The organism is Micromonospora sp. NPDC048898, assembly GCF_043198035.1.
Taxonomy (GTDB): domain Bacteria; phylum Actinomycetota; class Actinomycetes; order Mycobacteriales; family Micromonosporaceae; genus Micromonospora.
Genome location: NZ_JBICUF010000001.1, coordinates 1450239 through 1461285 on the forward strand (window position 1 = coordinate 1450239; position 11047 = coordinate 1461285).

Below are 11047 nucleotides of genomic sequence, written 5' to 3' on the forward strand. Positions count from 1 at the left end.
TAAGTCATGCGGACCCGCCGCGATCAGGTGCAGGCGTACCGCTTCGTCACCCGCCGGATCGTCTCCGCGCTGCTGTCGGGCGACCCGGAGACCACCAACCTGCCGATGCGACGGCTCGGCATGGCCGTCTTCGGCAGTGTCATCACCGCGGCCGTCGTGCTGGGTGGGGTTGGTGCCTACGGCCAGTTCACCGGTGGCACCGCGCCACTGAACGACCAGACCCTGGTCATCGAACGGGAGACCGGCGCGACGTACGTGTTCCTGAACGGACGGCTGCATCCGACGCTCAACTACACCTCGGCCCGCCTGGTCCTGAACAAGCCGGACGCGGCGGCGCGGACGATGTCCCAGGCCGCACTGCGGGACCGGCCGCGCGGGCTCACCCTCGGCATCGTCGGGGCACCGGACGCCCTGCCGGACCGCAGGTCGCTGACCGGCCTGCCCTGGTCGGTCTGCGACGTGCCCGACCCGGTCGACCCCGCGCGCTCCAGCACCAAGGTGGTGATCGACCGGGCGCTGCCCGGCGGCGTGCCGCTGGGTGACCGTTCGGTGCTTGTCGAGGTGGACGGGCAGCGGTACCTGCTCGCCAACAACACCCGACTCCAGGTGCTCGACGGGGACCCGACGATCACGGCGCTGAAGATGTCCCGCGCCACCCCGCTACGGGTCGGTCAGCAACTGCTCAACGCCGTGCCGGCCGGGCCACCGCTGCGCAAGCCGGCACTGCCCGGCGAGGGCGAGAGCAGCGTACGCAGGGTGGCCGGCCGACCGGCCGTCATCGGTCAGGTGTTCAGCGCCGCCGGGCAGCACTACGTGCTGACCCGGGAAGGTCTCGCCCCGGTCAGTGAGATCACCGCTCTGCTGATGGTCCGGGGCGGTGGCCAGATCACCGACATCACCCCGGACCAGGCCGGCGATCTCTACGTCGAGCAGCGGGTGGACGACGAGGGGCTGCCCACGACGCTGCCCGCCGTCCACCCGGCCAGGCCCGGTCAGACCGCGCTCTGCGCGACGTACCGGGCGGGCAGAGCGGGCGGCCCGCCGACCACCACCCTGGAAGTCTTCGACCGGGCGCCGGCCGAGCTGACCACGAGCGATCCGGGCCCGGTGCCGGTGCCCCAGACCAGGCGGGACGCCGTACGCACCGCCGAGGCGGTGCTGCTGCCCGGCGGCAAGGGCGTCGTCGCGCAGGCCTCGCCCGGTGCCGGGACCAGCGGATCCGGTGCCGCCGGGTCGACGATCTACCTGATCAGCCCGCAGGGCATCCGGTACCCGCTCGGCTCGGCGGAGACCCTGGCCGTGCTCGGCTACGGCGGGGTCACCCCGCTCGCGGTCCCCGGCTCGCTGCTCGCACTGATCCCGACCGGGCCCACCCTGACCCAACAGGACGCGATGGCCGTCTTCTCGCCCGACGCGCCGGCACCGGCCGCGCCGCCGGCAGCCGCGCCCCCGCCGCCCGCTCCACCGGCCGGCGGGGCGGGCGGCGGGACGCCCGTGGGATCGACAGGTGCCGACGGCTGAGCAGCCGCGACGGGTCGCACCGAATCGCGGCGGTGGACTAACCTGAACGTCGCTGACGGTTGTCAACCAGAACGACGGGGATGTTGCCATGACCGGGCGTACGGAAGTCGACCTGTTGTCCCTTGAGGACTTTCACCAGCACCTCGCGTCGCGGTTGAGCCAGGTCGAGACGGTGCTGCGCAAGCTCAACTCCGAGATGCAGTGCCGCCCTCCGGCGCTGGGTGCCTTCTTCGACGCCACCGACAAGGCGCGTCGCTACACCGAGGTCCACCAGTCCTATGTCGACCAGGCCGAGCGGATCCGGCAGGCGGTGCTGGCCGCGCAGCAGGCGACGAGCACGATCCTGACCAACTACCGCACCGCCGAGGCGCGTAACGCCGCCAACGCCACCGACGTGACCGACGCGCTGTCCGGGGTCGATCGGGCGTTGCAGCCGAAGGAGAACGGCCGTGTCTGAGTACACCCAGCGTTACCAGGGCAGCAGTCACCAGCAGCTGTACGACGGCGTGATGGCCGGCAAACCGGAGCAGATCGAGGGCGTTGCCGCCCAGTGGGCCGAACTCAAGGGGATCCTCGACGGTCTCGGCCGGGAGTTGAGCGGCGACCTGGAGAAGCTCGGCAACACCTGGACGGGCTCGGCAGGTCGGGAGTTCCACCGGCGACTCAGCCTGATCGTCGCCCACTCCGACGCGTTGGGCGAGGGGATGGCGGGCATCAAGCAGGGGCTGACCATGATGGCCGAGCACCTGCGCACCGCCCACAGGCAGGCCGAGAGCCCCGAGGAGACCGACGACAACGACAAGGCGATCTCCGGCACGATCAAGGGTGCCGTGACCTTCGGTCTGCCCGGTGCGATGGTCATGGGCTTCGTGGGTCACCAGCAGGACAAGCAGGAGCAGGAGAAGGCCCACCAGCGGATGGTCAACCTGGTGGCCGAGTTGGCCAGCGGCTACGAGATCTCCGCGTACGACCGGGTGGTCGACCCACCGCTGCCCGACCCGGACACCCCGAACCGGATCAACACGGAGTCGACGACGCCGCAGAGCGTTTCGGCCGTCGCCAAGGCGAGCGCCGGGCCCGGCAGCAGCAACGTCAGCGCGCACACCGGCGACGCGACAGTCTCGAGGCTTGAGCGTGCTGCCCCACCACCTGTCGTCGGTGACACCTCGGTTCCGGACCGGGGCGGCTCGGGCACCGGTGGCACGCCCGCCGTGGCCGCCGGCCCGCTCGGCGCTGGCACCGTCCTCGCCGGTGCGGATCCACTTGTCGGCGGCGCACTGCTCACCGGGGGTGCCACCGCCGGGCTGGCCGGCCTGGCCGGGTCGGCCACGGTGCCGGTCAGTGCGAGCGTCGGCCCCGGGCTGCTCTACGGCATGCCCGGCGGGGCACCGGCCGGCGGTGTCCTGCGCACCGCCGCGCTCGCCGGTTCGAGCGGCACGCCCACCACCTCGGCTCGTCCGCCCGGTGGTGCGCCCACGGCCGATGCCCGCTCCGCCAACGGCATCGGGCGCAGCATGGACGGCCAGCGTGGCGGCAGCGGCGGCCGGGCCGCGACGACCGGTGGCTCGGCCCGCAACGGCTCCGGGGTGCTCGGCGGGCGGGGCCGGTCGGAGGACGACGACTCCGATGAGCGGCTGACCTGGTTGACCGAGGACGAGATGGTGTGGGGCGACGGCGCGGACGCCGCGCCACCGGTGCTCGGCTCCGGCAGCTGACCCACGACCCGCCGCGGGGCGACCGTTCGCCACCGGCGACACCACCCGAACGACGCGCGGCGCCCCCGACCGGACCCGATCCGGCCGGGGGCACCGCCGTTTCCGGGTGTCGATCGTCGTCGTCCACAGTGTGCGGGGTGGTGGCTGTCACGCCGGATCGTGCCGTCGCCGTGCTGCGACACGTCGGGGCAGACGATAGGTTGGTCGGGTGTCGTCCGCAGTGTTCGTCCGCCCGGCCCGCTGGGCCGTGCTGCGGTCACTGCGTGAGCTGACCCGGCTGGCGATCACCGCGCTGGTGCTCGCGGTCGGCCTGGGCGGCGCCCTCGCCGCGACCCCACCGCCCGCCTCGACGCAGCTGCGGCCCAGTGCCGTGAGCAGCCGGGTGGCAAGTGTCCGCCCCGATGCCACGCCGGTCACCGAGCGGTCGGCGGCGCAGCCCGCTGCCGCCCGACCGGCTCGCCCGGTCGACACCGCCGCACCGGCCGGGCCGATCGTCCAGGGCCCGGGTCACGCGCCGGCCCTCGATCCCGGCCGTGGCGTTCCCGCACGACGCGGCCCACCCACCCGCTGATCCTGGCCCGGCACACTCCGGGGCCCGGTCCGGGTAATCCGTCGCGGCGGCTGAGTCGCCCCCGGCGGGTCTGACCCCGTCACCCGGCCGACCGGTGTTCCTCGGGCTCCTCTGCCACCCGTCGATACCCGCCTTCGACCGCGAGGTGCTGATCATGCAATCCGTCCTTTCCGCCGCCCTACCCGACCTCTCCCGGGCTGCCGCCATCTGGCTGAGCCTGCTCGGCGTGGTCGGCGTCGCTGTCTCCGCTCTGCTGCTACGGCCCGGCCGACTCCGCCTCGACCCGGGTGCCCGGATCCGCCGCGCGGCCATGCCGAGCCAACTGGAGCAGGCGCAGGAGGAGCGGGAGCAGAGCCGCTACGCGCAGGAGGTCGCGGTGGCCGCCGCCCGGGCGACCACCACCGCCCAGCGCCGTCGCACCGAGTGGGTGGCCGCGCAGGAGGCGGTCGAGACAGCCTGGGAGGCGTACGAGGCGGCGGAGGCGGCCGTCCGGCGGCTCGGCGCGGCAGCCGCCATGCCACTGCCGCAGACCACCCGCACCCCCGCCGAGTACGCGGACCGCGAGCGCTACCTGCACCGCGCCGCGCTGGACGCGTACTGGCGGCGGGAGCTGTCGGTGGAGCAGCTCAGCGATGTCTTCGCGCACCGCGACGGCTGGGATCCGCGGCTGCACCCGGTCGCGCAGGAACTGGTGCTCCGGCGGGCGATCCGGGACAATCTGGCGGCCCGGCACGCCGCGGCCCGGGAACAGGAGCAGGTTGCCTGGCGGGCGGCGGAGTTGGCCGTCGCGGCGGCTCGCAGCCTGCGCGAGGAGGCCCACGCCGCCACCGGGCGACGGGTGGCGGAGTCGGCATCGGTGCTGCCGCTCAGCGAGGTCGCCAGGCCGTCGGTCGAGCAGACCCGGGAAAACAAGGTGACCGCCCGCGGCCGCGCTGCGGTCCCCGCGTTCTGAGCCGCGCCGCGGTCCCCGCGTTCTGAGCCGCCCGGCTCCGGGTGGGTTAGCGTGACGGCATGTCCCGACAGGCGTGGGTCCTCGTGGTGATCGCCGGCGTCCTGGCGATCGCCACACTTGTCGGTGCCGTGGTGCTGGCGGTGCGGGTGGTGCGTACGCGCCGGATGCTGACCGGGCTCGGTGCGGGCGGCAAGGTCGCCTTCTACGGGGCACTGATCTACACGATCTTTCCGGTGGACGTGCTGCCGGACCCGATCTACCTGGATGACATGGGTGTCCTGGCCGCCGCGCTGATCTACCTCACCCGGCTGGTGCACCAGCGCCGGGCGGCCGGCCGCCAACTGCCCGGCCAGCCGGATTCCCCACCGGATCCCGATCGCGTCCGCCGCCGCGTGCCATGATCGGGGTCGTTTCGGTGAACAGGGGACGGGCATGGCGGGCGATCATCGGTTGGACGTGCACGACGAGCGTGTTGTCGCCTTCTGTGCGGAACGGCACCTCGCCACGCTGACCACGATTCGTGCGGACGGGACCCCGCACGTCGTACCGGTCGGGGTGACCCTCGACCCGGCGGCCGGGCTGGCCCGGGTCATCACCTCCGGCGGCTCCCGCAAGGCCCGGCAGGTGGCCGCCGCCGGTGCGGCGGGCGCGGCGGTGGCGGTGTGCCACGTGGATGGCCGCCGCTGGCTGACCATCGAGGGCCGCGCGGTGCTGCGGTCGGATCGGGCCGCCGTGGCGGAGGCGGAGCGCCGCTACGCCGAGCGGTATCGGACACCGCGCCCGAATCCGGAACGGGTCGTCATCGAGATCACCGTCACCGGACTGCTCGGGAGCCTTTGACCGGCCCACTGCCTGGTCTATCCCACAAAGGGGCTTACCGCCCTCCCTCGGACGCGGCCGGTCGGCAGCGAGGGCCCACCGGAACCCCGCCCCGCCAGCGGTCGTTTCACCTGGTCGCGGTGTCCCGCACCCGGGGCCGCCGGAATGTCGGCCACCGCCGGCCCGTTACGCATCCGGTACGCCCACGGCCGACACCCGGCCGCCGGTCGTCGCCCACCGCTGAGCCGAGCGCCATTCCCGGTGCTGCTGCCCTCCGCCGGCCGGAGGCGCACCAACCCCCGAACGGAGACTCGATCATGAATCCGATCGTCCAGAAGAGCGGTTTGTCCGTCGTCGGCATGCTTGTCGCCGGCGGTTGCGCCCTCGGCCCGGCGGTGGCCGCGCAGGCCGCACCGACGCAGACCGCACCGACGTCGTCGAACCAGACCGACCGTTCCGCCGAGCGGATCCTCAGCATCGACTACCAGGCCCAGCCGAACTTCTTCTACTGCGGCCCCGCCGCGACGCGGATCGCGCTGTCCGCCCAGGGCAAGGCCCTCTCGCAGGACGCGGTGGCCAAACTGCTGGGCACCACCGAGGCGGGCACCCCGTCGGCCCTGGACACCACGCGGGTCCTGAACGAGCTGACCGGCGGTAAGTACCGGACCACCGAGATCCGTGACGCGGTGGCCCGTCCCGACCAGGTCGAGCAGCTCCGCCGGGACGTGGTGGCCGCGGTGGACGCCGGTCGACCGGTGGTGGCAAACATCATGGGCACCACCGTGGACACCGACGGCAACCCGCACTCGTACGAGGGCGGCCACTACCTGACCCTCGTCGGTTACCGCGACGGTGGCGACACCCTCCGGGTCGCTGACCCGGCCGACCCGGCGCTGGGCGAGTACTGGATGAGCCTGCCGAAGGTCGCCAACTGGATCGCCGAGCGCGGCTACTCCTCCTGACCCAGCCAGCTCACCGGGCCGGTCTCTCCCTCGCGGGGAGGCCGGCCCGGCCCTCGTTGCGCATCCGGGCGGCCAGGTGCGCACGCCGACGAAACCGGGCGGCGCGGGTCGGACGGATCCGCCGCAGTTGTCGGTGGACCGGTGGGTGGACCTCGGCCTCGCCGGCACCGGCCGCCCGGCGCACGATCCGATTGGCGTCGTCGGGTTCACAGCCGGCCGCCCGGAGCAGGTCGCTGGCCGAGGTACGCAGCCCGGTGACGATTGCCTCGCCGAACGACTTGACCCCGCTCGCAAAGGCCCGCCCGGCCAGCTCGGCGCACTGCTCGACCAGCCGGCGGGTGTGTTGGGGGTACTCACCGGCCCGGCACTCCGTCCGCATCGCCGCCACCGCCTGACCCAGTCGGCCTATCGCATCCGGCAACTCCGGTGGGATCGGCTCGTCGTACTGCAACGCGGTCGTCGACCAGCGGGCCAACGCGCGGCTGTCCAGCAGCAGCCGCTCCAGGTGGTCCGCGGTACGGGCGTACTGGTGGTACTGCTGGCGGCGGTGCCAGCGGACCGGCGCGATCGTCACCACCTCCTCGGCGCCGCTGAGCGCGTCGTGCAGCCGGCTCAGGTCGTCGTCGGTGTTCCGCAGCCGCTCCAGGACGCCCATCGTCCGCTTGCCGTCACGCGCCCGCATCGCCTGCGCCAGCTCGTCGAGATGCCCGCAGAGAGTCGCGTAGATCGGCGCCGCGGCCCGGTCCAGCACGCGCATCGGGTTGATCGGCAACAGCAGTGCGACCACCACCAGGCCAACTCCCCCGCCGACCAGCGCGTCGAAGATCCGGGGCAGCTCCAGGCCTCGCTCCATCGGGGCCAGCGTGGCGATCAGCACCGCGGTACCGCCGGCCTGACCGACGAGCGGACCGCCCTTTCCGGCCACCAGCAGCGCGGTGGCGATGGCCAGCGCGACCACCACGCCGGTCTGCCACGGGCCGGAGCCGAGGATGTACCGCAGAGTGTCGCCGATGATGATGCCCAGGGCCACTCCGGCCAGCAGCGCGAAGGTGCGGCGGGCTCGCTGACCGATGGCGGTGGCGATCGTTCCGACGGCGGCGGCGGGAGCGAAGACGTGCGCACCGGGGCCGAGCAGATTCTGGGCGAGCAGGGCGGCGATCGCCGCGGCCAACCCGGCCTGCAGCGAGATCATCAGGGTGACCTCCCACTGCCGGGCCCGGATCCGGCCGGCCCGCCCGCCGCGGTGCCGCGCCCGCCGGACCGCCCGACCGCTCCGCTCGGCGGCGTCGTCGAGCCGCGACTGCTCGCGGTCGGCGGGTGGGCGGTCGTCGGCCATGGCGGCGGTTACCCCGACGACGACGCGGCAAGCGTGCCGATCGGGCACCACCGCGACCACCGGCACCAACGACCCCGTGCGACCCATCGTCATCGGTAGGTTTGTGCAGCCCCGTGGGGGTACCAGGGCCACACACCTCCCACCGATCCGCAACCGGTAAGGGGCCCGTCAGATGAGTAACCGAGAGACCGCCGACGACCACGACGTCGTCGACATCCTGGTCGCCGACCATCGTGAGGTCGAGACACTCCTGGTCGAGTTGGAGACCCGGCAGGGCACCCCCGAGCACCGCCGCCGTCTCGCCGACGTGGTGATCGCCGAGCTCGTCCGCCACTCGGTGGCCGAGGAGGCGTACGTCTATCCGATCGCGCGTAAGGCACTCCCCGACGGTGACGAGATCGCCGACCGGGAGATCGCCGAGCACGCCGACGCCGAGCGGACCATGAAGGAGTGGGAGTCCGTCGACCCGTCCGACCCCCGCTTCGACGAGTTCCTCGCCCACCTGGCCGACACCATCCGCCACCACGTACGGGAGGAGGAGAACGAACTCTTCCCCCGGCTGCGCGCCGCGACGGCCCGGGAGGAGTTGATCGACGCGGCCGACAGGGTGCTGACGGTCAAGCGGATCGGCCCCACCCGGCCACATCCGAGCACACCGGACCTTCCTCCGGCGAACAGGCTGCTCGCCCCCGGCATCGGTCTGGTCGACCGGATACGCGACGCGTTGAGCGGCCGTCCCAGTTCCGTGGACGAGCTCCGCGAGAAGCAACAGCACTAGAAAGCCCCTGGTCGGCCGGCGTACGATCCGCGCGGGCAGCGGCAGTGCACCGGTACGGGTGTCGGCACGTCACCGGTTGGGTACCGACCTCGCCGAGATCGAGGAGGACCGACATGGCGGCAGAGGGACCCGACGCGACAACCGGCGGCTCCGGGCCACGCCAGACCTGGGCGGCACTGCCCTGGCTGGTCCGGACCGCGGTGTCGTGGAGCGCCTGCCTGGTGGTGGTGATCGCCGGGCTCTACCTGCTGGGCCGGATCGCCGTCCTGCTGGCGCCGCTGGCCATCGCGCTGGCCGCCACCATCTTCCTCACCGCACTGCTCGACCCGGTGCTGCTCCTGCTGCGTCGGCTGCGTCTGCCGGCGGCGCTGGCCGCGCTGTGCACCGTACTGCTGCTGCTCGGCATCCTGGTCGGTGTCGGCGCCCTGGTGTGGAACCTGACCGCCAGTCAGTTCGACCAGCTCAGCCAGGAGCTGACCCAGGGGGTGGAGCGCACCCGCGACTTCGTGACGTCCACGCTGCCGGTCAGCGAGGCACAACTGGACCGGCTTGTCGACCAGGCCCGGCAGGGGCTCAGCGGCAGTTCCCCGGACCCGGTCGCCGGTGCCCGGACCGCCACCGAGGTGTTCGGCTCCGCACTGCTCGCCCTGGTGCTGCTCTTCTTCCTGCTCAAGGACGGCCGGTCGATGTGGCACTGGGTGCTGTCGCGGGTGTCCGGCACGACCCAGCCGGTGCTGGCCGAGGCCGGCCGGGCCGGTTGGCGGACGTTGGGTGCGTACAGCCGGGGCACCATGTTCATCGCCGCCATCGACGCGCTGGGCATCGGGTTGGCTCTGGTGGTGCTGCGCGTGCCGCTCGCCCTGCCGCTGGCGCTGATCACCTTCCTCGGCGGTTTCGTGCCGATCATCGGAGCGACGGTGGCCGGTGCGGTCGCGGTGTTGGTGGCACTGGCCGCGAAGGGCCCCACCACCGCGCTGCTCACCCTGGCCGCCGTGATCGCCGTGCAGCAGATCGAGGGCAACCTGCTGGAGCCGCTGGTCATGAAGCGACAGGTCCGCCTGCACCCGGCGGTGATCCTGGTGGCGGTCACGGCCGGCACGTTGATCGCGGGGATAGCCGGCGCGTTCGTCAGCGTCCCGATCACCGCGGTCCTCTGGCGCGTCATCGACACCGTCCAACAGCGTCGCTCGGCCTCGGCCCTCACGTCCCCCGGGTGATCATCAGCGGAGGTGCGTGGTAAACCAGGCGCCGGCCTGGTCGGCGACCTGCTCCAGGGTGCCGGGCTCCTCGAAGAGGTGGGTGGCACCGGGGATCACCCGCAGCTCGCCGACCTCCCCCAACTCCGCCAGCGCCCGCTCGTTGAGCGTGAGCACTTCCTCGTCCAGGCCGCCCACCAGCAGCAACGTCGGGGTACGCACCTGGGCCAGCGCGGCACCGGCCAGGTCCGGCCGGCCGCCCCGGCTGACCACGGCACCCACCCGATCCGCGCGGGACGACGCCGCGACCAGGGCGGCGGCGGCTCCCGTGCTGGCCCCGAACAGGCCGATCGGTACGGCACCGGCGGGACGCTCGCCGGCCAACCAGTCGACGATCCCGGCCAACCGGCTGGCCAGCAGCCCGATGTCGAACCGCAGCTCGGCGGTGCGGGCGTCCACCTCGTCCTCGCTCGGGCTGAGCAGGTCCACAAGCACCGTCGCGAGCCCGCGTCCGTTCAGGGTGCGGGCCACCGCCACGTTGCGCGGGCTGTGCCGGGAGCTGCCGCCGCCGTGCGCGAAGAGCACCACACCGACGGGCTGAGCGGGCAGCATCAGGTCGGCGGGGAGCTGGGCGTCCCCGACCGGAATGGTCACCGTGCGGCGTTGCTCGTCCATGCCCACCTCCGGAATGCTCGTTTGCCGCCGGGTTACCCCACCCACCGCACCGCACGCACCCGGACGACCCTCGCCGCCGGCCGCGTTTGCCGAAAAGACCGTCGGGTACGCGACGAGCGACCGCAGACCGTGTCGGCGCAACCGCGCCCCGACGGATCGCGAGGATCGCCATGGCCAAGCAGCAGATTTCCCGGCAGCAGCAACTGACCGAGCGGACCCAGCGGGAACAGGACGCCGAGCGCACCCAGGACGTCGGGGATCAGGATTTCGGGGACCAGGCCGCCTCGGCGCGGCTGCCCGACGATCCGAAGGCGGCGGCGCCCCGGGACGCGATCGGGCGGCCGTCCACCGGCGAGCCGGTCTGATTGCCGGGACCGGCGAGCCGGTCCGATGTGACGTAGTCGTGGCGGGGGGGGGGGGGGGGGGGGGGGGGCCCCCGCCCCCCCCCCCCCCGCCCCCCCCCCCCCCCGCCGGAGGTGGTGGCGATGGCAGCCCGGGCGGGGCTCAGTGAGGCCGCGCTGC

The 11047-nt window shown here is 73.2% G+C and carries 13 protein-coding genes; 11 read left to right on the plus strand and 2 right to left on the minus strand.

Translation table 11 applies throughout. The features are described 5' to 3' along the window. Positions 1 to 6: 6 nt before the first annotated feature. The 8 genes from eccB (at position 7) to ACGFIQ_RS06845 (ending at position 6540) form a co-directional block, all read left to right on the plus strand. Positions 7 to 1521: a type VII secretion protein EccB gene (gene eccB, locus ACGFIQ_RS06810; RefSeq protein WP_393240164.1), complete on the plus strand. Its 1515-nt coding sequence runs from the start codon at positions 7 to 9 to the stop codon at positions 1519 to 1521. An 88-nt stretch (positions 1522 to 1609) separates the two neighbouring features. After that, the gene (locus ACGFIQ_RS06815; RefSeq protein ID WP_393240167.1) at positions 1610 to 1978 is read left to right on the plus strand and encodes a hypothetical protein; all 369 of its coding nucleotides are present in this window, start codon (positions 1610 to 1612) and stop codon (positions 1976 to 1978) included. Then, complete coding sequence (locus ACGFIQ_RS06820) at positions 1971 to 3236, plus strand: hypothetical protein (RefSeq protein WP_393240169.1); 1266 nt, start codon at positions 1971 to 1973, stop codon at positions 3234 to 3236. The genes ACGFIQ_RS06815 and ACGFIQ_RS06820 overlap by 8 nt, the downstream gene beginning before the upstream one ends. A 208-nt stretch (positions 3237 to 3444) precedes the next feature. After that, the gene (locus ACGFIQ_RS06825) at positions 3445 to 3807 is read left to right on the plus strand and encodes a hypothetical protein (RefSeq protein ID WP_393240172.1); all 363 of its coding nucleotides are present in this window, start codon (positions 3445 to 3447) and stop codon (positions 3805 to 3807) included. A 154-nt stretch (positions 3808 to 3961) separates the two neighbouring features. Beyond that, the gene (locus ACGFIQ_RS06830; RefSeq protein WP_393240176.1) at positions 3962 to 4759 is read left to right on the plus strand and encodes a hypothetical protein; all 798 of its coding nucleotides are present in this window, start codon (positions 3962 to 3964) and stop codon (positions 4757 to 4759) included. 59 nt (positions 4760 to 4818) lie between these two features. Further along, positions 4819 to 5160, plus strand: coding sequence for a hypothetical protein (locus ACGFIQ_RS06835; protein WP_393240179.1), 342 nt, complete (start codon positions 4819 to 4821; stop codon positions 5158 to 5160). 31 nt (positions 5161 to 5191) lie between these two features. Further along, a complete protein-coding gene (locus ACGFIQ_RS06840; RefSeq protein ID WP_393240181.1) occupies positions 5192 to 5599 on the plus strand; it encodes a pyridoxamine 5'-phosphate oxidase family protein in 408 nt (135 codons plus the stop codon). 296 nt (positions 5600 to 5895) lie between these two features. Further along, complete coding sequence (locus tag ACGFIQ_RS06845) at positions 5896 to 6540, plus strand: C39 family peptidase (protein WP_393240184.1); 645 nt, start codon at positions 5896 to 5898, stop codon at positions 6538 to 6540. Between the two features lie 10 nt (positions 6541 to 6550). Here the strand turns inward: ACGFIQ_RS06845 and ACGFIQ_RS06850 are convergent, their stop codons facing one another. Then, positions 6551 to 7969, minus strand: a complete 1419-nt coding sequence (locus ACGFIQ_RS06850) for an aromatic acid exporter family protein (RefSeq protein ID WP_393240187.1) — start codon at positions 7967 to 7969, stop codon at positions 6551 to 6553. Positions 7970 to 8048: 79 nt separating this feature from the next. Between ACGFIQ_RS06850 and ACGFIQ_RS06855 the strand changes: the two genes are divergently transcribed. Further along, positions 8049 to 8654: a hemerythrin domain-containing protein gene (locus ACGFIQ_RS06855; protein WP_393240190.1), complete on the plus strand. Its 606-nt coding sequence runs from the start codon at positions 8049 to 8051 to the stop codon at positions 8652 to 8654. Positions 8655 to 8767: 113 nt separating this feature from the next. Next, positions 8768 to 9871, plus strand: coding sequence for an AI-2E family transporter (locus ACGFIQ_RS06860; RefSeq protein ID WP_393240193.1), 1104 nt, complete (start codon positions 8768 to 8770; stop codon positions 9869 to 9871). 3 nt (positions 9872 to 9874) lie between these two features. Here the strand turns inward: ACGFIQ_RS06860 and ACGFIQ_RS06865 are convergent, their stop codons facing one another. Beyond that, positions 9875 to 10525 carry a dienelactone hydrolase family protein gene (locus tag ACGFIQ_RS06865; RefSeq protein WP_393240196.1) on the minus strand — a complete coding sequence of 217 codons (651 nt, stop codon included), beginning with the start codon at positions 10523 to 10525 and terminating at the stop codon, positions 9875 to 9877. Positions 10526 to 10695: 170 nt separating this feature from the next. On the opposite strand from ACGFIQ_RS06865, the gene ACGFIQ_RS06870 reads away from it, so the two are divergent. Continuing rightward, complete coding sequence (locus tag ACGFIQ_RS06870; RefSeq protein WP_357072596.1) at positions 10696 to 10890, plus strand: hypothetical protein; 195 nt, start codon at positions 10696 to 10698, stop codon at positions 10888 to 10890. The last annotated feature ends 157 nt before the right edge of the window (positions 10891 to 11047 follow it).